Origin of the sequence: Rickettsia massiliae MTU5 (assembly GCF_000016625.1) — a bacterium.
Classification (GTDB): Bacteria; Pseudomonadota; Alphaproteobacteria; order Rickettsiales; family Rickettsiaceae; genus Rickettsia; species Rickettsia rickettsii.
This window is the reverse complement of record NC_009900.1, coordinates 945,076-967,500: the sequence shown is the minus strand read 5'-3', so window position 1 is coordinate 967,500 and position 22,425 is coordinate 945,076. Positions and strand designations below refer to the sequence as shown.

Sequence of the window (22,425 nt, the reverse complement as noted above, 5' to 3'; positions counted from 1 at the left end):
AATCACTAGGTTACGAGTGTATTAATAATACTGTTTTTGTTATAAAATTAGTGAGAAAACACACGTTTTGAATTAAGGTAGTGTCTTTACAGTATTAGAAAAAAGTTTATAGGTTATTGAAAAATAATATAAAGAGCAATAACCTATGAGCATAGATTTTATAGAAATATTTTGCTACGTCGATTTGCAAGAATTAGATAAGCATACAAATTCAATGACTCAAAATAACAACAAATCTGGTCCAAAAAGTAGACTGCATAGAAGTGAGGTAATAACGATTATAATAGGTTACTGACAGTCATCTTATGATTGTTTTAAAAACTATTTTATCTGAAACAGATATGAATTCATCATCAAAGAGATTTTCAGTTAGTAAGCTTATAGCCAATTTATAAAAATAATAGGTCCACATTTACCACTATTAGTATTAATATTAAATTCTATTTTGGATCAGTGTGACGGACTATCTTTTGTAGATTCAAGTAGTATAGAGGTATGCAAGAAATATCGTATTTCAATGAATAAAGTGTTTGCTGGTATAAGCAGCACGTGGTGCAACAACAAAAGGTTGGTTCTATGGACTCAAACTACATTTAATAATTAATAGAGCTGGTGGTATAAGTTAAAGCATCTTTTAGTCCTGGTAATAAGGATGATAGAAAACAGCTAGAATTGATGATAAAAAATCTTTTTGGTAAAATATTTGGAGATCGTGATTATATTTCACAAAAATTATTTCAACAACTTTTAGAGCAAGGAGTTTTTATAGTAACTAGAGTAAAGAAAAATATGAAAAATAAGCTTATGTCTATGTTGGATAAAATATTATTGCTTAAAAGATCATTGCTAGAATCTATTTTTAGCAAAATTAAACTATTGAGTAAGTTTGAGCATTCAAGGCATAGATCAGTTACAAATGCCTTTGTTCATATGGTTGCAGCACTGATAAAAATTATCAAATGTCTGATAATAAACCTTCTATTACATCTCTCTTGATAGTCTAAATTCTATGCTCTGTTAATTCGAAACTCGCGTTAATTAGGTATGAATTATCCATTACGTTTTATATTATTTGGAGGAATATTAACATTCTCTGCTCTTGCACTAGAAGAAAATAAAATATTCAATCATTTTACTCAAGTAACTCTTGTAGTTGGTTTATTATACTTATTTATTGCAATGTGGTTAACATTATGATCCTGAAGATTATTACTTAAAGCCGGTAGAATTATTTCATTGGTCTTTATTATTTGCCTTAATGTCTGGGGCAGCTATTTATCACGGTTCCAAAACAAGATAATTCGGTAACTAAAGGATTCGGGGTTACTTTTTTATTTATTAATTTATATACAAGATTTTTTGAATACAACTCATAAAGCAGTATTTTTTACAATTCTAGGAATAAGCTTTTGGTGGCTTGGAAGTAAAGCAGAGAAAATTTGGAATCTTACTGCACAAAAATAATTAATATATAAAGTTCTGCTTTTGTAAGGAACGTATATATTCAGATAGAACTTAAAAAATTGGCCGCAATGTCTTTGTAAGCCCTCGCATGCCGAACATTTCATAACTGCTGTCGTTCCTCGTCTGTGGCTCCTCTGCTCTTTTTAGCTATAAATTATAAGGTTTTTTTGAAATAGGATATATCCGCTCAAAAATATTATTAATTTTCGCTAAAAAATTTCTTTAATTATCAATGAAAGTTATTTTGTTAACAGTCCCATAAAGTAGTTTTTAAGCAATAATATATAAATTAATTATTTTTAATTCATAAAGTATCTTAATAAAATATAATAAATACCCTACAATAATATTAAAAAATATTAAGGATAAAATATATGAATTACTTAGGATATGGTGGTATTGCTCTTGGAACAATACTTGCAATAGTAATATCATTTAATGTGAATAACTCAACCACTACCGGCTGAGAGCCGGTAGGTTGATGATAGGCACTAGAAGTGCCGTAGAGTTTAAGCTAAAGCTTATTCCAATCTAATGTTAGAAATAGAAGTTGGTTTATGAGCTTCTGTATGGTTATTTATATACTCATTAATTACTTCATCTGTGATATGACCACTTGTTGTACTAAAATAACCTCTTCCCCAAAAATGCTTCCCCCAATATCTCTTTTTTAATTCTGGGAATTCTTGTTGTATTCTACGTGCAGTTCTACCTTTTGCTCTTTGTACAAATTCACTTACTGCTATATTAGGAGGTATCGATACTAAAATATGTAAATGATCAGATGATATCACCCCATTTACTATCCTAATATTCATTTCCTCTGAAACTTGAGCTATGATTTCCCTAATCCTTTCTTTGATAACTTGGGTTAATACTTTATAACGGTATTTTGTTATCCATACTATGTGATACCTGTGATAATATACCGTATGTTTCCCTTTTTCATATTCTGTCATAGTCATCCTATAAAATAAGTCCTACTTACTTATTTTATATAAGACGACTATGACTTATTCAAACTAAAGTTTCTCCACCTGAAGGTGGAGGTTTGAACCATCAGCTGGATAATCAATATTATGGGCTATCATTTATGGATTTTTTGGATGGTTTTATATTGTATATTATTTGTTATTTAGACAATAGACTTCTTGCATAACCTTCTTCTAAAGGCGATTTGTACGTCAATCCGGTACTCGCATCCTCACGTTACTTGCGTGTGCTGCGGTGGCAAGCAAGTGCTTCCGTCTTTCTTTCAGTCCCTCTTTCTAAGATAGGTTATGTAAGGAGTCTAATAATAGGAAGAATCATCTACGAGAATAAAAGCTTTAAGTTGCTTTAAAGAGTGAAGTTTGTTAATCTCTACAAAAACATATTTGAGATTATATGATAACTACATATTTAAAGGAAAATAATTCTATAGTAAAAAATGAAGAATATATTATTAATGAATCCACATTATGGATTGATTTATTCAATATAACAGATGAAGAAAAAGTAATAGTAAAAAATACATTAAATATAGCAATACCGACTTTAAAGGACATATCTCAAATTGAGATTTCTGAGAGGTTATATGTTGAAAATGAGGTGTTATATCTAACTATTACGGAACTCGTTAATAAAGAGCAAGAATTTCCTGAAACACATTCTATAGTATTTATTTTGCATAAATGTTGTCTTATAACAGTTCGTTACGTAGAATTAATACCCTTTAATGACTGTATAAATAAATTTGCTAAGCAGCTTAATAACACACATAATGCAGAAAATATTTTATTTATGTTACTTCGTAATATGGTAACAAGATTATCGAATATTGTACAGTCGATTAGTATGGATATTGATGATTATGGACGTTTAATACTTGATAATAATATTAATGATTTGCGTATAGATCATACCAATGTATTAAAGAAAATAGGTCGAAAAGGTGATTTACTGTCTAAAAGCCGTGAGTGTTTATTTTCTTTAACTATGGCTATTCAATATATTTTAAAATCTCCACAAATAACTCAAAATAAAGCATCTAAGGATCTATTAGATACATTGCTTCGAGACGTAGACTCAATAATTAATTTTTCACAATTTATATCTAGCGAGATTGCAAGAACCCTAGACGCAGCACTCGGTATGATTGCAATTGAACAAAATAATATTATTAAAATTTTCTCGTTGGTTACTATATTTTTTCTCCCACCCACTTTAATAGCTAGTATTTACGGCATGAATTTTACCGTAATGCCTGAGCTTAAATCACCGTATGGTTATCCTATAGCATTATTCTTAATGCTATTATCTACAATTATTACCTATAAATATTTTAAGAAACGGAAGTGGTTGTAAGTTTTTCTTGAGAATAGTTCGATAGAATTTTGCATAAAAATCAATGACCGTATTTTATAGTCAATTGATTATCCAGCTGATGGTTCAAACCTCCACCTTCAGGTGGAGAAACTTTAGTTTGAATAAGTCATAGTCGTCTTATATAAAATAAGTAAGTAGGACTTATTTTATAGGATGACTATGACAGAATATGAAAAAGGGAAACATACGGTATATTATCACAGGTATCACATAGTATGGATAACAAAATACCGTTATAAAGTATTAACCCAAGTTATCAAAGAAAGGATTAGGGAAATCATAGCTCAAGTTTCAGAGGAAATGAATATTAGGATAGTAAATGGGGTGATATCATCTGATCATTTACATATTTTAGTATCGATACCTCCTAATATAGCAGTAAGTGAATTTGTACAAAGAGCAAAAGGTAGAACTGCACGTAGAATACAACAAGAATTCCCAGAATTAAAAAAGAGATATTGGGGGAAGCATTTTTGGGGAAGAGGTTATTTTAGTACAACAAGTGGTCATATCACAGATGAAGTAATTAATGAGTATATAAATAACCATACAGAAGCTCATAAACCAACTTCTATTTCTAACATTAGATTGGAATAAGCTTTAGCTTAAACTCTACGGCACTTCTAGTGCCTATCATCAACCTACCGGCTCTCAGCCGGTAGTGGTTGAGTTGGACTCACCTACATCATTACTCGTCGCTTTCCTATTAGTTATAGGCTTCGCGCCTTGCGCCTTTTATGCCAATCTCATTGAATTGACTATATGACATTGACACTATCTTAATTATTATACTACCAAAAGTTAAAATTTCTTAAATTTCAATTTAATAATAATTAGGATTTAAATATGAGCGAATTAGATTTTGAAGTAGAAAAGACAAGTTTTGTAGTAAGCGTTATTGATGTTATTGAAGAATATATAAAAGCAGAATTTTTATTTGACTTATGAAAAGCAAAAAGAAAATTGGCAATATATCCAAGGTGATTTAAATAATTTTGAATTGCCTGAGATTATTAAAAATTCTGGAGTCATGCAAGAATTCTTTAGATTAAAATCAGAATTTAGGAAATATATTAAAGATAAAAATTATACAATAGAGGATGAATTTTTTGCAGAAATATATAAAAAATCAAGTATATCTATAGAAAAGAAAATTGTAGCAATAGATACAAAAATAGAGCGTATTAAAAACGATCAACCTGAAAATGAAGCAAAAAGGCTTATGAGTGGAATATAGAGTAATGAATTAGAGTGAAACGCAATAGAAGAGGTGTATAAGAAAAAACAAGATAAGGAAAGTATAGATAGTTATAAACCATTAGGGGCAAGGGCACAAGCGGTAAGAGCTAAATCATCAATAGAAAAGATGTCATTTTTTAGTTAAAGAGAAAATATTAAGTGCAGAAGAAATGAAAGCTATTATTTCAAATTATGAATTATTAAATACATTAGCTAGTTATAACGATATGGCTAGTGCAAATGCAGTAACAAAATTATTTGAAATTGCTCGTAATGATTATGAAGATGATAAGCACAAAGGCATAAATGAACTTGGAGCAATAAACGATACAAAAACAACTTAGTTTTAAAGATATTGATTACGTAGTTGGTCATGAGTTAGATAAGTTATGTGAGTTAATAGCAGGAAATAGTGCAATCCTTACTTTTAATAATGATCAAATACATAACAGTAATGATTTTTTTGATTTAGCAATATTAGAATAGGTTAGAAGAAACGCTCAAAAAGTTAGCTGATGATTTTACGGTAAATGATGAGCGGATAAAATTCTATAGAACACTAACAGAAGAAAATGATAAAAAATTCTTTTTTGAAAATTGGAAGTTAATAAAAGGGTGTTCCGATACCATAACTTATAAGGAACTATTGCAGTTGTTACCTAGTAAAAATTTTTATTAGATCTCTTAAAAGATAGAAATTTATATAAATTAACAGAAAAAATGACTATTTCTAAAAATGAGTTACTTGAGATGTCAAAAGAGGCATAAGAAAATTATTTAAAAGAAATGAAGATTGTTTAGATATTCATTTAGACTCTATGAATACTCTTAAACTTATTATAGCATCAAATGTGATTCTTAGTAATATCTCATTCAATTCTGATACTACCGTAATTATAGAAGCAGGGAGGTCTTTGAATATCGTTGGTACACTAAATCTAGTATCAGGCAGTACTTTAAATATATCTGGTGAGGGTACATTAGGGTCAAATATTGTTTCAAAAGGTATAATAGAAAATATAAATAATGGTCAATCAGTAATGCACAAAGGCGTAACTTCTGAAATTCTTTTAAATAATACTATTGTACTCAATTTAAATTTTATGGGAGAAAATACGGATAGTAATTCAGATACAACAATATTGGGAAATACTGATCCGGAGATTTAATAAATAATATTGCCAGTTCTTTCTAAACTCTATTTTTATTCGCAACTAGGGATAAGATTTTTTTAAATCTTATCCCTTTTTTGCCGGTTACTTTATAGCCTTATTTTCAATGCTATTATCTATAATTATCAACTCTAAATTTTTATAAATACTACTCTATCTTGACTTTTGTAAAAATTACCATATTATGTGGTAACCATAGAATATGGTAATCAAGTTAATTATATAAGGATATAAATATGCGAAAAATATTGCTTAAAGGCCCGGATATAAGTATGAAAAATAAAAATCCTGATATCCAGGAAATAAAAACCTTAGCTGACTTACCTTCAGGTACAGGTAGTGAATATTTTATAAATGCACATGGATCAGAGTTTTTCTCTAAACCTATTAATTTAGGTTTATGGGGAAAAATTAAATCATATTTTATGCCTGAGCCTTCTTACTTATCAATGAGTATATTGTCTGATGAAGGTATAATTTCTGTGTTAGATATTATACTGCTTAATAAAATACAAAATAATACCACTGCAAATCAATGTAATATTGTTCATATATTTTCTTGTCATTCAGGAGCCGCTCAACATCATTTAGATTGGATACAGGGCAATATGGTGTTATGCACTTATAATAAGGCCAGCGATGGAAATATTATACGATTAGCTCAAAGTAATTACGATGCTAGAACAAAAAATGACTCTTTATTGATTGAATATATAAGAGATAATTTTCATTTATTAGCAGCGTCAGATTTTAGTATAAGCTATAAATTAGACGAGCAAATTTATAGTTTTTCTTTAAGTGCTAATGAAATTAAAAATATGAAAAGCATAGAGGAGTTGCCGGCTTTTCTACATAAAGAATATAAAGCTTTTGTAAAATTTTATAAAAATATTCATTCGAAATATCATGAATCATATCCTAAAATATTTAACTCAAATATAGAAACAAAGCCGAAAGAATTAACATACGCTGACTTAATCAGGGTATTTAGTAGAGCTTTAACCTTAGAAACATATAATTTTAATAAATTTTCTCTAAGCAAGATAGAGACTATGTTAAATCAGAAAGGATTATACACTGATACTAGTATAGGGCACGCTATAGCGCAAGGGAATTCTGAGTTATTAATTTGTTTACTTAATTATGGTAATACTAAAGTAAATTCCTATAATCTTAATCAAGCTATAGAGAAAGGTGATTTAGCTATTCTAAAAGCTGTACTTGAGCATAGTACTACACAAATAGAATTATATAATCTTAATCAAGCTATAGAGAAAGGTGATTTAGCTATTCTAAAAGCTGTACTTGAGCATAGTACTACACAAATAGCATTATATAATCTTAATCAAGCTATAGAGAAAGGTGATTTAGCTATTCTAAAAGCTGTACTTGAGCATAGTACTACAAAAATAGCATCAACTAATCTTAATCAAGCTATAGAGAAAGGTGATTTAGCTATTCTAAAAGCTGTACTTGAGCATAGTACTACACAAATAGACTTATATAATCTTAATCAAGCTATAGAGAAAGGTGATTTAGCTATTCTAAAAGCTGTACTTGAGCATCCTACTATAGAGGTAAGTAGCTATAATATTTATACGGCAGAAGAGACGCATAATTTAGACGTTATCGAATTAGTAAAAAAATATTATTATTCTACTATAAATACTATTACGTCTGAAGAAAATACTATAGATATAACACTTACTGTAGTAGAAGAAGTACCGGCATTAGGAGAGGGGATAGAGGGAGTATAAGTAATAAAATTCAATATTATTCCCGTGGAAGGCTTGCTTGCATGAATATCCAAGTCGTCATTGCGAGCGACTAAAGGCTTTGTTGCATGGCTCGAAAAACCTACTCGATGTCATTCCCGCTTTCGCAGGAATGACATAAAACGAGCCATGCAACAACGCAGCGACTGCAAGGAGCGTGTCAATCTATAAAAAATAGTAAAAAATCTGTAAATCAGAATTTTTTACTGGATTGCTTCGTCAAAATTTTCAATTTTTCCTCGTAATGACGGCAAAACCAATCCACGCGAGTAATGCCAAGTCATTCAATAGACCTCTTCGGAAACTCTACTTCTAGAGGTAATTTGTACGTCGATCCGGTACTCGAATCCTCACGTACTCTTTTGTACGCTGCGGTTCTGCGTTCCGTGTCTCCTTCAAATTCCTCTCTATAAGCGAGTTTCCGAAGAGGTCTAATAAAATCTAAATATTTCTTAGAATTACTTTACTTAATTCATAATTCAAGTGTGAGAAGTGTATCTCTTCAAATCCTTTTCTCGGAATAATAATCATTGCAAATTTTATAGCCTTAAAGCTAGAATCACTAACAATAATTCTAATTAGATGTCGTATACGCCTTTTAATTTTGTTGCGAACTACAGCTTTTTTATTTAGCTTTCTGCTAACTTTGATTCCTAAAAAGGTGTTATATTTTGATTCAAGGAAGATTTTTGGAAGTTTTTTGGCGATTACCACAATAAAATATCTATCATGGAGCTTCTTTCCAAGCTTATTTATAAGTTCAAATTCTTTTTGATTTTTTAAAGAGGTAATAGACAATTTGATAAGTCAGATTATTTTAAGCAGATAATTTATGTCTACCTTTAGCACGACGTTTTCTTAAGATTGCTCTTCCGGTTGGAGTAGCCATTCTAGATCTAAAACCATGTCTTCTTTTCCTAACTAAATTACTAGGTTGAAATGTGCGTTTCATAATATTTATACCGAACGAAAATAAAAATTAATTATTATAAATATGTCATCCCGTGGCTTGACCACGGGATGACATTAAATACTTAAATATGTGCTTTTGCTTTTTCTACGATACTTACGAATCCGTCACTGTTATTGACGGCAAGTTCTGCAAGTACTTTACGATTTATATCGATTCCTGCTTTTTTAAGAGCTCCCATAAATTGAGAGTAAACAAGCTCATGTTCTCTTACTGCTGCATTTATTCTTTGAATCCATAAGCCTCTAAAATCACGTTTACGGTTTCTACGATCTCTATAAGCATATTGGAGGGCTTTTTCTACTTTTTCAATAGCTACTCTAAAACAGCTATTTGCTCTACCTCTATAGCCTTTGGCTAATTTAAGGATTTTTTTATGTCGATTTTTGGAAATTTTTCCTGATTTTACACGTGTCATTGCTTTAGCTCCTAGTTAATTAATTTATACCGTACGGTAAAAAATATTTTTTAATATTATATCCGTCTTGAGGACAAAGTATTGTAGTTCCTCTAAGGTTACGAATTTGAGCTTTAGTACGACGACGCATAAAATGTTTTTTACCTGCTTGAGATGCAATAACCTTGCCGCTAGCAGTAAGTTTAAAACGTTTTTTTACGGCAGATTTTGTTTTTAATTTAGGCATATTGTTCCTTATAATTGGTATTTCTAGGTTTAAACGGTAAAACATTAGGCATACCAAAGCCATATTACCGATGAAACCTAAATAATAGTTTTTTTATTAGTTATTGCAAGATTTTTTTATAAAAATGTACTATAATGTTTTTAATCAATCGATAATAATTTAAAAATGTTTGGACAAAATCCTAAAAGAAGCATATTAAACGGTGACGGTACTAAGTTAGAGGTACAGTCTATTTTTAAGACTATACAAGGGGAGGGCATTTTTGTAGGTTGTCCTGCGATCTTTATTAGGCTTGGAGGATGTAATCTTGCTTGTAATTTTTGTGATACGGAGTTTGAAGATTTTGATTTAGTAGATATAGATCAGATTTTGAATAAAGTAGAAAGCCTGGCATTAAATTCTAAAAATGAAAAATCGATTAATTTAGTAGTAATAACCGGCGGTGAGCCAATGCGTCAACCTATAGAGTTATTATGTCAGAAGTTATTAGACCGAGATGTTAAAGTTCAAATAGAGACTAACGGTACGTTATATCGTTCTTTGCCGCAAGAAGTGTCTATAATTTGTTCGCCGAAGGCAGGTAAAACCGGTTATAGTAAAATAAGAGAAGAGTTATTGCCTAAAATTAGTGCGGTGAAATTTATCGTTGCTAAAAATATTTTAGAATATAGTCTCATACCGGAAGTAGGGCAAACCTCTTATAATATACCGGTTTTTATTCAACCTATGGATCAAAATGACCAAAGACTTAATGGCGAAAATAATGAGTTAGCAGTAAAATTAGCATTAGAAAGCGGTGCTAGATTATCTCTGCAAACTCATAAATTTTTAAATATCCCATAGATTTAGGTCCGCCGTATGACCTCTTTTCATCACCTAATAATATTACTATTCCAACGTTACCATTGTCAGAATTAGAAGGGTAAAGCTCTTTAAAAATTTTAATTATATTTTCACCGGCTCCATCACTTTCAGAACGATATAATTTCCCTAATTGTCTTTGTTGTTCTACAGAAGGGAAAGGTAAGATAATTTTGTCAGCATCTATGTTGCTTTGTGATGTTGATGTTATCATAGATTCAATTGAACTTTCGGTACAGAATTGTTGGAGTTGTGCTACATGTAATTACCTGCTTTTCATTGTCTAAATTAGAAACCTCCGCATTTTCTGCTTGTTCTCTAACATTTGCTTGGTAGCACATACGTAATATACTAACTAAATCTAAGTGAATTTTGCATTCCGGTTCTTTAATTTTAACAAGAGTATTGATGCATAAGAATCGTCATCTTCACTATCTTCACTCTCGCTGTCACTCCCAATATAGTCAGTGTCAGAAGAGTACATAATAGATTCAAGGAGAAAATCCTTATTATATCCTTGGCAGCAAGTTCTTCTCCACAGTTTGAGGGATTTGCAGCAATACGCTTAGGTGATATCTGTTTCATAATTTCCTTACAAAATAATTTCGGTTAGAACTAAATTTCTTTATCCAATAAATTGAAGAATTTTAACTAAGGAATATATTACTCCTATATTCTAGTCAAAAATTAATTTACTTGAATTTTTAATTGTACTGAAGTATGATAATGAAGGTTTATAATAAGTTCATATGGAGTAATAATGAGTGAAATATTAGAACTTGAAGCGGAATCCCGTACGGAATTCGGTACGGGAGCAGCAAGAGCATTAAGAAGAGCAGGGCGTGTTCCGGCTATTATTTATGGAGCGGGTAAAATACCTGTTAGTATTTCTTTGGAAGAAAAGGAAATAACTAAATATTATAGAAAGCCGGCTTTTATCTCTCAGTTAATTAATTTAACAATTGATAAGAAAAAATATAAAGTATTGCCGAAGGCTGTAGAATTACATCCTGTTACGGATATAGTACGCCATGTTGATTTTGTCTTTTTAGAAGAGAAAACCCAAAAAATGGAAGTACCTGTAGTATATGAAGGGAAAGAAAGAGCTTTAGGCGTTAAAAGAGGTGGATACTTTAATATAGTAAAAAGAAGAGTTACTTTATTATGTGATGTTAATAATATCCCAAGAAACGTAACTATAGATGTTACTAATATGCCTATTGCTACTTCGCTCAAATCGTCAAAAATAGAGTTACCGAAAGGATGTAGTTTTGTTACGAAAAAAGAATTTGTCCTTGCAACTATTATAGGACGTAGAGGAGCAAAAACTGAAGCTGAAGGGGAACAACAAGCCGCTGAAGCAGGGAAGTAAGATCATTCTCACGATAAGGACTTGCTTAGATACTTAAATAGTTATTGCGAGGATTCGTAGGTGTTGTTGTTTGGTACGTTTTATGCCATTCCTAGCTAGAAGCGGGAATCCGGTAATCTTTAATTGTCATACTGTGAGCTTGTAGCGGTATCTAGTCTTTGTTAATTTTTTTTCTGGATACCGTGGTCAAGCCACGGTATGACATCGAGTAGGTTTTTCGATCCACGCAATAATGCTGAGCTAAGAACACATTATTCTGTACTTCTTGCAAATCAATATTTCTTCAAAAATTTTCCATTACTATTTATTAGGTAAATTATTATGATTCTTGTTATTGGTCTTGGTAATCCAGGAAAAGAGTATCAATATACGAGGCATAATGTCGGCTTTATTGCTATAGAGAAAATAGCAAACCAATATAATTCATCATTTAGTACAAAGAAAAAATTCAATTGTGAAATTGCTGAAACTATTAGTGATGGACAAAAGATAATTTTTATAAAGCCCACCACCTATATGAACTTGTCCGGTAAGTCAGTGATATCGGTGAAAACATGTTATAATATCCACCCCGCAAAAATCTTTGTTATTCATGATGATATTGATTTAGAAACAGGTAGAATAAAATTTAAAACCGGTGGCGGTAATGGCGGGCATAATGGTTTAAAATCGATTGATGGGGTTATAGGTAATAATTATAACCGGATTAGGATTGGAGTCGGTAGACCGCAAAATAATCAGGATGTCGCAGATTACGTACTTAATAATTTCTCTAAACCGGAGTATGAAACAGTAATGCAAGCTATAGATAGAGTCACTAGTAACTTTGGTTTAATATTAGAGAATAAGTTAGAAGAATTTAAGAATAAGATAGTTTGATATATTCAATGTTATTCCTACGACTTGATCGACGTTGCTGCATGAATACCAACTCGTCATTGCGAGGAAAAACTGTAAGTTTTGACAAAGCAATCTCAGGCATTCTATACTACTTCAAGAGATTGCCAAGTCGATGCTACGCATCTCCGCGCAATGACGGGAAAACGATATTAAAACTAAACAGCAAAGATTTATGACACAAAATTTTGAAATTGTTTATGCTGATGAAATGGATAGAACTCATAGAACTATAATTATTGAGGCTTTGAATAAAGATGCTAGAGAACAAAAGGGGGTAGTAGGAGATATTGAATCTTTTGCATTTTCCTGTTTAGATCAGGATAAAAATTTTGTTGTAGGAATTAGCGGTATGAGTTCTTGGGGGGATTTTGATTCACTCTTTGTTAATGAAAATATAAGGAATTAAAATTATGGTACTGTACTAATGCAAAAGGCTGAGGATTTAGCACGTGAACGAGGCTGTAATTTTATTCCTCTTGTTACTATGGACGTCCAAGCAAAATCGTTTTATGAGAAACTGGGGTATAAAATTGAATTTGCTATGCACGGTTGCGAAAAAGATTCTATAATGTATTATTTACGGAAAAATTTATGACACTAAAACTCGGAATTGTTGGGTTGCCGAATGTCGGTAAGTCGACGTTATTTAATGCCTTAACGGCAAGTCAGGCTGCAGATGCCGCTAATTATCCGTTTTGTACTATTGAGCCTAATAGCAGCAAAGTTTTAGTGCCTGATGAGCGTTTGCATAAACTAGCAAGCTTAGCCGGAAGCGGTAAAATTATTCCGTCTTATATTGAGTTTGTCGATATTGCAGGGCTTGTTAAAGGAGCAAGCAAAGGGGAGGGGCTAGGTAATAAGTTCTTATCTTATATCAGGGAAGTCGATGCAATACTGCACGTACTGCGTTGTTTTGAAGATGAGGATATAACGCACGTACATAACAAAGTTGATCCGCTGCATGACCTCGAGATTATTGAAACGGAATTAATACTTGCCGATATAGAATCGGTTGAAAAGCGTTTAGCTACAAGTGAAAAACGCTTGAAGTCAGGCGATAAAGCAATGGCAGAGCAGATAGAGTGGTTAAAAGAGGTTTATAAGGTATTAGGTGAGGATAAACCTGCAAGAGTGCTAAATGAAGCTTTAGGAGTTGATAATTTAAAACAATTGCAGTTAATTACCTCTAAGCCCGTTTTATATATATGTAACGTACTTGAAAAAGATGCAGCTATAGGTAATGAATTTACAAAATTAGTAGCAGAAAGAGCAAAGAAAGAAAATGCTAAAAGTGTTGTAATTTCTTCAAAAATAGAAGCTGAAATTGCTTTACTTGAAAGCATGGAAGAAAAGGAAGAGTTTTTAAAATTTATAGGTTTAGACGAAACAGGGCTTAGTAAAGTCATTAAAGAGGGGTATAATCTTTTAAATCTTAAAAGCTTTTTTACTATAGGACCAAAGGAAGCCCATAGCTGGACTTTTAAAGACGGCACACTTGCACCGGCTGCTGCCGGTGTTATTCATACCGATTTTGAAAAAGGTTTTATCAGAGCGGAAGTTATCGGCTATAAAGATTACATAAGTCTCGGTAGTGAAGCAAAAGCCAAGGAAGTAGGTAAAATGCGTTTAGAGGGTAAAGAATATAAAATGCAGGATGGGGATATAGTACATTTTAGATTTAACGTTTAAATAACGATCAGCTATGAAAACAATTTGACCAAAACGGTCTCTTGAAGTTCAAGATAGGCTTGATTATATAGTGCAGCATATTTTGGCTGTTGCCAAGGATAAAATTGTCCTGATTATCTTGTATGGCTCGTATGCTAGAGGTGATTGGGTTAAAGATATGTATACGGAAGATCATATTACTTATAGTTATACAAGTGATTTTGACTTTATAGTAGAAAAAAAGGTAAATTTAAGGAGCATGCTACTTTAAGGGTAGAATCTAAGATAGAAAAAAGGTTAGAACAAACAAGCTGAAGAAAAGCCGAGGTTTGTTCGCTAGAACCTTGGATATCTATAATATGCGAATCTATAAGTGAGGTAAACGACAAGCTTGAAAAAGGGTGTTATTTTTATACCGACATTAAGAATGAAGGTATTCTTTTATATGATAGTGGCGAGTTGCAGCTTTCTCGAGCTAAAAATTTGCCTTGGAGTGAAGTAAAAGAATTTGGTAGAGGCAAGAGTTTTTTTATTGATTGTAAATACCCATTAGAAAGAGGTGATTTTAGTAACAGTGCTTTTGAGCTGCATCAAGCCACTGTAAGTGTTTACAGTAGCATTTTATTAGTTTTTTCCCGTTACAAAAACCAAAGTTACACGATATAAGAAAGCTAGGTGGATATTGTGCAAATTATAATGTTGAACTACTTAAAGTATTTCCGCAATCGTCTCCCGAACAAAAAGAATGTTTTGAATTACTAGAAAAAACTTACGTTGATGCAAGATATGATAAAAATTATAGAATTAGCAGAGAGCAGTTACTTTACTTGATTGAGAGAGTAGAAAGATTAAAAATGATAACGGAAAAAATTTGTTTGGAGCGGATTAATCGATAAAATTCGATGGAAATAAAAAAATCATTTGTGAAAATTATTACGAAGATTCCGGCATGGATGCTTCTATGCTTATCTATTTTATCACCGACTACGGAAACAATTTATACTTCAGGATTACCGAGTTTAACCAAATATTTCGGCATTGACGGTGGTATCACTCAAATTAAGTCTACATTATATTTTCTAGGGTTTGCTCTTGGTATATTATCACTCGGCAGATTATCGGATATTTACGGAACCTATAGCTTTATTAGGGCTTTTTATTTATGTTGTATCTTCAATTATTAGCATTTTTGCAGTTAATATAGAAATGCTGATGATAGCTCGTTTTGTGCAAGCTTTCGGTGTAAGTGTAGGTTCTGTTATTGGACAGGCTATGGCTAGAGACTCCTATCAAGGCTCAGAGTTATCATATGTCTATGCTAGCTTATATCTCCCGTGGCTGTTATTTATCCCTTCTCTAGGTTCATCTATAGGGGGCTATATTATAGAATACTCAAGCTGGCATTATGTTTTTGTATTTTTTAGCCTTACCGGTACTATATATTATTAGCTTTATATTATAAAGTTTTACCTGCAATAAATTCTTATATAGATTTTTTTCCCAAAGCAGTAAATATTTTGAGGTTTTGCAGGTAATTATTAAAGATAAAATTCTTTGGTTATATGCTTTTATCATCGGTGCGTTTAACGGCATATATTACGGTTTTTTCATAGAAGCTCCTTTTATTTTTATTGATAAAATGAAAGTTTCGCCATCTTTTTACGGTAAATTAGCGTTTTTGTTATCTTTTGCCGCTATCTTTGGAGACTTTTTCGGAGAGGGTATTTAATAAAAACGCCATGTACACGATAAAAAAGTTATGGGTTTAGGATTTATTTTTAGTTTGTGCGGTTGTATATTATTTGCGGTAAATGCTTTTATATTAGAAGTTATGTCAACGAGTCATAATCTTGCAATCGCTATGATATTTGCACCGATGATGATTCATATGGTTGGGCATAATCTACTTATCCCTATGACGCTTCGTTATGCACTGGAGGGTTATGCTAAAGTAACAGGTACAGTAGGATCTATATTTGGTGCAATATACTACGTAGTTATTGCTGCTGTAACTTATTTGGTTTCTAAAATACACGGAACGATAAGCAATTTTGCTTCGTTTTACTGTATTTGGATTTTATATAAGAAAAAGTCAAATATTCCTAACTAAAAACAGGTGTCGTCATTGTGAGCAGCTGTGGCGTTGTGTTGTATGGCTCGAAGAAAGCATTCGATGTCATTCCTGCGAAAACAGGAATCCAGGGTAAAGAGGGATAAATTGAGCGTTTAGTTTTAAAAGTCTAGCATATTTATACTTTTTTGACTGGGGATTCCCGTCTCCGCGGGAATGACATTAAGAAAGTTAGAGATAACCTAGTACATCATCTGTATGCTCTTCACCCTCAAGAGTCATATCCTCTTTTAAGGCTGCCATACTACAGCTACTAAATACATCAAGGTTATTCTGCTCGGCTTGCCATTTTAAGCTAGCTTCTTTAAAACTAACAATACCGTTTTTAATTTCTGCTAATGTCAAATTTTTTATTTCGTGTAAAAAATTCTCTATATCTGCTTTTGCTTCTGGATTTTTTTCGATGAATGGATTAAGAAACTCCTTGATACCTGCTAATAATTCTTCTTTTCCAGGTTCTATATCTTCAGAATCTAGAGCTTGAGCTATCGGTGTATTAACTGCATCCTCGTTGTTTGTATCCTCTTCCTTTTCAAAACTTTTATCAAGTGCGTTATTAGAAGTATTAATATGGAATAACTCTTTATAAAAATCATTCATAACAATTTGATCGTTAGGGTTATTTGCATTATAATTATTTATTATTTTATCAATAGCTTCTTTAAACTTTTCATTATAAGGTGCATCTCTAAAGGTGGAGCTTTCATATATAGATTTTTTAGCAAATTCTTTTAGTGCTTGCAGATTTTCAGTACTAGAATTACTCATCTCAGCATGTTTTGCCGGAATATTAGTAGCTATTTCTATTAATTTATCACCAAAAATGCTTTGAGCGGTTATTTCATCAGCTTGTTGTGTTGCTGCTAATATTTTACCGGGCATATTATTTTTTAATAGTTCTATTATTCCTCCGCCGCAACAAACAGTTTGGTAATCATCATTATTTTCTTCTTTTAATGATAAATACAAAGCGTTGTCTATGTGATAGTTATTTGCTTTTAATAATTGCCATGTTTGTAAGGTTGGGTTATTAGCATATACTCCACCATCAATAATTTTATGTAATTTAGTATTGGTTATATTACTGAAATTGTGGCTGGGGAAATATCCAGGTGCTGCAGTGATGCCTTGTATTATATCTGAAAGGTAATAATCATTCTCGTCACTTTGTCTAGCCTCTAGAGTAGAGAAGGTCATAAGAGGATTTTGTTTATTATTTAGATCATAACCTGTAACTACAACATCACCGATTAAATCCTTGAGGGTATAATCCTTACAATATGCTTTCAATAATTTTACTAATGGTTCAGGAGAAAATTTATGGCTGAATAAGCCATTAAAACTCCAAAATTTTCTAAAAGTTAATCCTACCGGAAAAATATCGTGTGCCATTTCTTCAAACAGTTCTTGAGCTTGCTCTGCACTGAATAAAGGTTTTCCGGGATTATTAGGATCCGGTAAATTAAGCAAAATAGGAATAAGTCCTCCAACACTGGTCCCTCCAGTAAAATCGAATATCTCACAAGTAGGCTTACCGGTTATTTGCTCCATTATTTTTAATTTTTCTAAATGGATATTTCCTTTTACCCCACCGCCTTCAAATAGTGCTAAGCTAATCTTATTATTGTTTATATCTACCATAACCACCTTTCAAAAATACTTGAAGAGAGAAAAATACAATCAAAATTAACTTTTGTCAATAAATTTATCTGTATAAACTGAAAATTTAACTTATAAAATAAATTGTAACTATTAGTAAAGAAAACTTGATTAATGATTAATATTTTAGTATATAGCTAATATTATATAACTAATGGAAAAGAACGATTATTTAAATTTGTTAAAGATAAGAAAATTATGAAAGCTTTGGCATTTATGTATTGTTTTGAGGGAAATACTGGACAAACTTTAGATATTAAAGAATTATGTACTACAAATGATTTATCATATAGAGCTGATTTCAGCGCCCTTACGAAGATACTAGATACTTTAACCCCCCTTATAGGGATATTTTTTTCTAAATAATTTAACACTAATTCTACTATAAATAATAATGCTAAAATACGAAAACTTTGATAGTTCCTCTGATGAAGAGTTAAAAGAAAATTATACTTTACCTCAGTACCTTAATTTTTTACTTAAAAATATACTAGATATTAATTATATATATAACTCTGAAGATTTTAAACTTAAACTAGGTTTAGTATTACATAATTTAGCTGATAGATTTTTTGAATATTCTACTAATTTGAGCAAGAACATGAATATAAACATGCTATTATAAAACGTATATTTGAAGTTGTGCATGCTAAAGCATCGACACAAAATATAGAAGAATTACCGCGAACACTAAATTACTTTGCGGAAAAGTTAACACATTTGTTATTTATGCTTGCAACGCATAGAAATAATGCAACCTTATTTACGACTCCTATGTTTTTAGAACTTATTAGTATATTTTTATCATATAAGGAGTTTTTCCTTATGTCTGCTGAGCATGCCGTTGCTCAAACAAGAGGTATACTGAAAAACTATAAATATGTGTTACCATTAGCTTCAATGTAATTTTACAAAAATATGGATAATGTAAAAAGCAATGATATAAAATCTTTTTTAGAAAAAGTTCATAAATTAAAGAATTGTCCTATAAATTCATTAGACCAAAATTTAACTGCTTTAATTCTTAAAGTAAACAATATAGGAGAACGCAATTTAAAGCTTACAAAAACTAAATTGCTTGAAAAAAAGGATTTTTCTCAAGATTTAAAGGATTTAATTGAAATAACCTACTTGGAATTTACTGAAAGCTTAAAAAATATTGCAGGGTTTTTAGCTCAAAAACAAGCATCTCTCAAGAAAGAAATTAAAAAAATCCTACCTGAAATTCTACAAATTTTATGTGCTAAAATAAAAGAATGGTATGATATTGATGCACCTGAATATGCTAAGAATGTATTACAAGATATTACCCACAAATTTAATCAAACTATTTCTCCTACCTCGTCTCAAAAGAGATGAAAACTTTCCTTTTCTAAAAGAAAAGATATATATGATGCAAATGATGATGATAATAATCAAACTTTGGAAACAACTGATATAGACAATAGTATGAAAAAATATTTTAAACTAATTGGAGAACATACTAATACTATATACGATTAAAAACAGTAAATATTATGGTCTTTTTGAGGTCCTAGAACTTGGTAGCTAAGAGTAAATGAATCAGGATTTAAAAATAAATAGGTAGCATTATATTGACCACATAGATGACTGCCTGTAGCTGGTATACTCAAATGATTTGGAGAATTGTTTTTGCAAAACTTCGGAGGACTCGCATGCTCACCTATTAAGTATAGGCTGTGCGTACTCGCCTCCTCGTTTTACATCCCAATTCTCCAAATCATTTGAGTATACCCTGTCTGCATCAACAAATTTTAATTGATAAAATAAGCTCTTTTCAGGAGCAATAAAATATTTTGTTAATATTACTATTCTGAAAAATATATCTATATTCTTGATTAGCGTAGATTTGATAATCGTAGTCGTGATAGTGAATTTGTAATGCCTCTTTATAGATTAATTCATTTAAACTTTTAAGTAAGAAATATGCTACCCCCTCACCGTAACCATAATTATCTATAATTCTGTTAATTCGGTATTTTCCGGAGAATCGTGAAAAAATTTCTTTTACTGAATCGGTTTTTGAGAGCATTTGATAGATATATCTATGTCATTCCTGCGATGTTTTGGCTTTATTGTATGGCTGTTTATGTCATTCCCACGAAAGCGGGAATCCAGTAATTTAAAGGTTATACACAATAAGTTTGTACAATTAAAAGCTCGATTTATTTTGCTTTATCCTGGATTCCCGCTTTCGCGGGAATGACATCGAGTCGGTTTTGCGGACCATGCAACAAAGTCAGCTTGACCACGGTATGACATTTAGTTCTGCAATATTTTCATTAGCAAATTAATCTCTTCGCGTAATTCTATATCGTTTTCCAGTAATTCTTCTACTTTCTTAATAGCATGCATAACCGTCGTGTGGTCTTTTTTACCGAATTTTTTACCGATATCTGCAAGACTTTTCGGCGTTAATGCTTTACTAAGATACATGGCTATTTGACGCGGTCTTGCAACTTCTCGTAATCTCCGTGATGAAGACATATCGGATAACTTAATATTATAACGGCTAGCTACCTTTTTCTGAATATCTTCAACGGTAATTATTCTTTCATTAGAACGCAGTAAATCCCGCAAAATATTTTGTGTGTTTTCGAGTGTAATTTCTTTTAAAGTAAAATTAGAATGAGCAATCACCTTATTTAAAGCTCCTTCAAGTTCTCTAACGTTTGAAACGATTTTAGATGCTAAAAAATCAATTACGTCTTTTGGTATTTTAACGTTCATCTGCTCAATCTTAGATTCTAGAATACCGAGTCGTAACTCATAAGTAGTACTATGAACGTCGGCAACTAAGCCCCATCCAAGACGAGATTTTATCCGATCTTCAATATTATCTAAATCTGAAGGCGATCTATCACAAGAAATAACCATTTGACGGTTATTATCAATCAATGTATTAAAAGTATGGAAAAATTCTTCCTGCGTACTATCTTTACCGCAAATAAATTGAATATCATCAATCATTAACACGTCAACCGAACGAAATTTCTCTTTAAACGAGATTACTTCTTTGTTACGCAGAGCTTTAACAAACTGATACATAAATTTTTCTGCCGACATGTATATCACTTTGCGACTTGGGTTATTCTGCTTGATGTACCAACCGATTGCATGCATTAAATGAGTTTTACCAAGTCCTACGCCGCCATATAGAAAAAGCGGATTAGACTCAGAAACCGCACCTGATGATTCCGCAACCGCTCTTGCTGCTGCATAAGCTAGCTCATTTGGGGCTCCAACCACAAAATTATCGAAAGTAAAACGTACGTCAAGGGTTGAAAAGATATTTTCCGCATTAAGCTCACTGCTGCCGATATCGGCAAAAGTCTTAGTAGGTAATGCTATAACTGTTTGGGTTATTCCAGGTAACTCTTTAGTAATTATTTCAATTGACTTAATGGTATTATTATAATGTTGAAATAGTTGCAATATGACCATAGAGTACTTGGATTTTATCCAATCTCTAACAAAGTTAGTAGGGGCACAAAGAATAACGGTATTTAATGAAGACTCTATAAAATTGACTTTACTAAACCAGCTATTATATAGAGTTTCACCGTAATGATTGTAAAGATCTTGAGCCACGTGACTCCAGACATTTACATAATTATCACCTTGATCCGTTAAAATTATTTGATTAGTACTCACTTAAAACTGCCACGGTAAGTTATTTTGTTTCCAGCCTTTATCTTGATTATTTCCTTCAAAGCCGTCACTAATATTATAACAATTTTGATAACCCATATTAGTTATAAAATTTGCTGCGATAAATGACCTATATCCTGAACGGCACAGAAAAAATATTATTGCATGAATTGTATCGTTAACGATAGATAAAAAATTATCTTCAAAATCTTTATTCAATTGCCAACTTAGAAAGATCACCTTATTTTTATTATCTAAATGAGGTATCCCCACTTGCTGCCACTCTTCTCTAGTTCTAACATCTACAAGAAAAGCATTATCATTTGAAATTAGCATATCATACGCTTTTGTAGAACAGATATTTTGAACCGACATATTTACGCTTTTTTGCTGTTATTGATAATAAAAGTTAATAGAATTTTACCCATGTAGAATGGATTTATTAGAGTGCTGAATTATTATAAAGCATTTTAAAATGATCTTGGTATCTGATAATGTTAATAATATTATTATAAAAAAATTTTGCAAGAT

Annotated in this window: 27 protein-coding genes and 9 pseudogenes; 24 read left to right on the top strand and 12 right to left on the bottom strand. The window is 31.5% G+C overall.

Annotated elements, in window-relative coordinates; genetic code table 11:
- Positions 1–445: 445 nt before the first annotated feature.
- From RMA_RS12305 to RMA_RS09960, 4 genes and pseudogenes are all read left to right on the top strand, one after another.
- Positions 446–535 (top strand): annotated as a pseudogene (locus tag RMA_RS12305) (transposase); the annotation flags it as partial.
- Between the two features lie 22 nt (positions 536–557).
- Positions 558–626 (top strand): annotated as a pseudogene (locus tag RMA_RS12300) (transposase); the annotation flags it as partial.
- 13 nt (positions 627–639) lie between these two features.
- A pseudogene (locus RMA_RS11790) lies at positions 640–996 on the top strand (transposase); the annotation flags it as partial.
- Between the two features lie 48 nt (positions 997–1,044).
- Positions 1,045–1,197: a hypothetical protein gene (locus RMA_RS09960; RefSeq protein WP_187145879.1), complete on the top strand. Its 153-nt coding sequence runs from the start codon at positions 1,045–1,047 to the stop codon at positions 1,195–1,197.
- A 788-nt stretch (positions 1,198–1,985) separates the two neighbouring features.
- Here the strand turns inward: RMA_RS09960 and tnpA (RMA_RS05245) are convergent.
- Positions 1,986–2,423 carry an IS200/IS605 family transposase gene (tnpA, locus tag RMA_RS05245; protein ID WP_041404948.1) on the bottom strand — a complete coding sequence of 146 codons (438 nt, stop codon included), beginning with the start codon at positions 2,421–2,423 and terminating at the stop codon, positions 1,986–1,988.
- 427 nt (positions 2,424–2,850) lie between these two features.
- Here tnpA (RMA_RS05245) and RMA_RS05240 point away from each other — a divergent pair, with 427 nt between their 5' ends.
- The 7 genes and pseudogenes from RMA_RS05240 to RMA_RS11140 form a co-directional block, all read left to right on the top strand.
- Positions 2,851–3,810 carry a magnesium transporter CorA family protein gene (locus RMA_RS05240; RefSeq protein WP_012153001.1) on the top strand — a complete coding sequence of 320 codons (960 nt, stop codon included), beginning with the start codon at positions 2,851–2,853 and terminating at the stop codon, positions 3,808–3,810.
- Between the two features lie 180 nt (positions 3,811–3,990).
- Positions 3,991–4,428: an IS200/IS605 family transposase gene (gene tnpA, locus RMA_RS05235; protein ID WP_041404948.1), complete on the top strand. Its 438-nt coding sequence runs from the start codon at positions 3,991–3,993 to the stop codon at positions 4,426–4,428.
- Between the two features lie 249 nt (positions 4,429–4,677).
- Positions 4,678–5,005, top strand: a pseudogene (locus RMA_RS05230) (hypothetical protein); the annotation flags it as partial.
- Positions 5,006–5,240: 235 nt separating this feature from the next.
- Positions 5,241–5,414 (top strand): hypothetical protein, encoded by a 174-nt coding sequence (locus RMA_RS09955; RefSeq protein ID WP_187145878.1) that lies wholly within the window; start codon positions 5,241–5,243, stop codon positions 5,412–5,414.
- 474 nt (positions 5,415–5,888) lie between these two features.
- Positions 5,889–6,125: pseudogene (locus RMA_RS11145) on the top strand (hypothetical protein); the annotation flags it as partial.
- A gap of 353 nt (positions 6,126–6,478) precedes the next feature.
- Positions 6,479–7,999: a hypothetical protein gene (locus RMA_RS05215; RefSeq protein WP_041404800.1), complete on the top strand. Its 1,521-nt coding sequence runs from the start codon at positions 6,479–6,481 to the stop codon at positions 7,997–7,999.
- 79 nt (positions 8,000–8,078) lie between these two features.
- Positions 8,079–8,273 (top strand): annotated as a pseudogene (locus RMA_RS11140) (MFS transporter); the annotation flags it as partial.
- 24 nt (positions 8,274–8,297) lie between these two features.
- Here RMA_RS11140 and RMA_RS08675 read toward each other — a convergent pair.
- From RMA_RS08675 to rpmI, 5 genes are all read right to left on the bottom strand, one after another.
- Positions 8,298–8,453 carry a palindromic element RPE1 domain-containing protein gene (locus RMA_RS08675; RefSeq protein WP_081427934.1) on the bottom strand — a complete coding sequence of 52 codons (156 nt, stop codon included), beginning with the start codon at positions 8,451–8,453 and terminating at the stop codon, positions 8,298–8,300.
- 5 nt (positions 8,454–8,458) lie between these two features.
- Positions 8,459–8,815 (bottom strand): ribonuclease P protein component, encoded by a 357-nt coding sequence (gene rnpA / locus RMA_RS05210; RefSeq protein ID WP_041404799.1) that lies wholly within the window; start codon positions 8,813–8,815, stop codon positions 8,459–8,461.
- Between the two features lie 19 nt (positions 8,816–8,834).
- Positions 8,835–8,969 (bottom strand): 50S ribosomal protein L34, encoded by a 135-nt coding sequence (gene rpmH / locus RMA_RS05205; RefSeq protein ID WP_011270688.1) that lies wholly within the window; start codon positions 8,967–8,969, stop codon positions 8,835–8,837.
- 82 nt (positions 8,970–9,051) lie between these two features.
- Entirely contained in the window at positions 9,052–9,405 is a 354-nt protein-coding gene (gene rplT, locus RMA_RS05200) for a 50S ribosomal protein L20 (RefSeq protein WP_012152997.1), read from the bottom strand.
- A gap of 19 nt (positions 9,406–9,424) precedes the next feature.
- Positions 9,425–9,631 carry a 50S ribosomal protein L35 gene (gene rpmI / locus RMA_RS05195; RefSeq protein WP_004997924.1) on the bottom strand — a complete coding sequence of 69 codons (207 nt, stop codon included), beginning with the start codon at positions 9,629–9,631 and terminating at the stop codon, positions 9,425–9,427.
- Between the two features lie 165 nt (positions 9,632–9,796).
- Between rpmI and RMA_RS05190 the strand changes: the two genes are divergently transcribed.
- The gene (locus tag RMA_RS05190; protein ID WP_014408857.1) at positions 9,797–10,474 is read left to right on the top strand and encodes a 7-carboxy-7-deazaguanine synthase QueE; all 678 of its coding nucleotides are present in this window, start codon (positions 9,797–9,799) and stop codon (positions 10,472–10,474) included.
- Here RMA_RS05190 and RMA_RS05185 read toward each other — a convergent pair.
- Complete coding sequence (locus RMA_RS05185) at positions 10,431–10,706, bottom strand: hypothetical protein (RefSeq protein ID WP_238375417.1); 276 nt, start codon at positions 10,704–10,706, stop codon at positions 10,431–10,433. The two genes, RMA_RS05190 and RMA_RS05185, sit on opposite strands and share 44 nt — an antisense overlap.
- Before the next feature lie 546 nt (positions 10,707–11,252).
- Between RMA_RS05185 and RMA_RS05180 the strand changes: the two genes are divergently transcribed.
- The 8 genes and pseudogenes from RMA_RS05180 (at position 11,253) to RMA_RS05155 (ending at position 16,542) form a co-directional block, all read left to right on the top strand.
- Positions 11,253–11,864: a 50S ribosomal protein L25/general stress protein Ctc gene (locus tag RMA_RS05180; RefSeq protein WP_014365596.1), complete on the top strand. Its 612-nt coding sequence runs from the start codon at positions 11,253–11,255 to the stop codon at positions 11,862–11,864.
- Positions 11,865–12,185: 321 nt separating this feature from the next.
- Complete coding sequence (gene pth / locus RMA_RS05175; RefSeq protein WP_041404798.1) at positions 12,186–12,743, top strand: aminoacyl-tRNA hydrolase; 558 nt, start codon at positions 12,186–12,188, stop codon at positions 12,741–12,743.
- 193 nt (positions 12,744–12,936) lie between these two features.
- A pseudogene (locus tag RMA_RS05170) lies at positions 12,937–13,162 on the top strand (acetyltransferase).
- Between the two features lie 26 nt (positions 13,163–13,188).
- Positions 13,189–13,359, top strand: a complete 171-nt coding sequence (locus RMA_RS05165) for a GNAT family N-acetyltransferase (RefSeq protein ID WP_041404797.1) — start codon at positions 13,189–13,191, stop codon at positions 13,357–13,359.
- Positions 13,356–14,453 (top strand): redox-regulated ATPase YchF, encoded by a 1,098-nt coding sequence (gene ychF / locus RMA_RS05160; protein WP_041404796.1) that lies wholly within the window; start codon positions 13,356–13,358, stop codon positions 14,451–14,453. The genes RMA_RS05165 and ychF overlap by 4 nt, the downstream gene beginning before the upstream one ends.
- Before the next feature lie 82 nt (positions 14,454–14,535).
- On the top strand, positions 14,536–14,703 hold the full coding sequence (locus tag RMA_RS09480) for a nucleotidyltransferase domain-containing protein (RefSeq protein WP_148194416.1): 168 nt from the start codon (positions 14,536–14,538) through the stop codon (positions 14,701–14,703).
- A 352-nt stretch (positions 14,704–15,055) separates the two neighbouring features.
- Complete coding sequence (locus RMA_RS11135) at positions 15,056–15,328, top strand: HEPN domain-containing protein (RefSeq protein WP_337998658.1); 273 nt, start codon at positions 15,056–15,058, stop codon at positions 15,326–15,328.
- A gap of 27 nt (positions 15,329–15,355) precedes the next feature.
- Positions 15,356–16,542 (top strand): annotated as a pseudogene (locus tag RMA_RS05155) (Bcr/CflA family efflux MFS transporter).
- A gap of 192 nt (positions 16,543–16,734) precedes the next feature.
- On the opposite strand, the gene RMA_RS05150 reads toward RMA_RS05155, so the two are convergent.
- Positions 16,735–18,204: a patatin-like phospholipase family protein gene (locus RMA_RS05150; RefSeq protein WP_041404795.1), complete on the bottom strand. Its 1,470-nt coding sequence runs from the start codon at positions 18,202–18,204 to the stop codon at positions 16,735–16,737.
- A 165-nt stretch (positions 18,205–18,369) separates the two neighbouring features.
- Here RMA_RS05150 and RMA_RS11130 point away from each other — a divergent pair.
- From RMA_RS11130 to RMA_RS07650, 4 genes and pseudogenes are all read left to right on the top strand, one after another.
- Positions 18,370–18,588, top strand: a pseudogene (locus tag RMA_RS11130) (hypothetical protein); the annotation flags it as partial.
- 28 nt (positions 18,589–18,616) lie between these two features.
- The gene (locus tag RMA_RS05140) at positions 18,617–18,847 is read left to right on the top strand and encodes a hypothetical protein (RefSeq protein ID WP_041404794.1); all 231 of its coding nucleotides are present in this window, start codon (positions 18,617–18,619) and stop codon (positions 18,845–18,847) included.
- A gap of 17 nt (positions 18,848–18,864) precedes the next feature.
- Entirely contained in the window at positions 18,865–19,128 is a 264-nt protein-coding gene (locus RMA_RS05135; protein ID WP_049749371.1) for a hypothetical protein, read from the top strand.
- Between the two features lie 12 nt (positions 19,129–19,140).
- Positions 19,141–19,581 (top strand): hypothetical protein, encoded by a 441-nt coding sequence (locus RMA_RS07650; protein ID WP_049749370.1) that lies wholly within the window; start codon positions 19,141–19,143, stop codon positions 19,579–19,581.
- A gap of 140 nt (positions 19,582–19,721) precedes the next feature.
- On the opposite strand, the gene RMA_RS11125 is transcribed toward RMA_RS07650, so the two are convergent.
- From RMA_RS11125 to RMA_RS05115, 4 genes are all read right to left on the bottom strand, one after another.
- Positions 19,722–19,856, bottom strand: a complete 135-nt coding sequence (locus tag RMA_RS11125) for a DUF6314 family protein (RefSeq protein WP_238375415.1) — start codon at positions 19,854–19,856, stop codon at positions 19,722–19,724.
- A 164-nt stretch (positions 19,857–20,020) separates the two neighbouring features.
- Positions 20,021–20,275 (bottom strand): hypothetical protein, encoded by a 255-nt coding sequence (locus RMA_RS09945; RefSeq protein ID WP_238375414.1) that lies wholly within the window; start codon positions 20,273–20,275, stop codon positions 20,021–20,023.
- Between the two features lie 230 nt (positions 20,276–20,505).
- Complete coding sequence (gene dnaA, locus RMA_RS05120) at positions 20,506–21,897, bottom strand: chromosomal replication initiator protein DnaA (protein ID WP_012152990.1); 1,392 nt, start codon at positions 21,895–21,897, stop codon at positions 20,506–20,508.
- Positions 21,898–22,269: a rhodanese-like domain-containing protein gene (locus RMA_RS05115; protein WP_012152989.1), complete on the bottom strand. Its 372-nt coding sequence runs from the start codon at positions 22,267–22,269 to the stop codon at positions 21,898–21,900.
- Between the last annotated feature and the right edge of the window lie 156 nt (positions 22,270–22,425).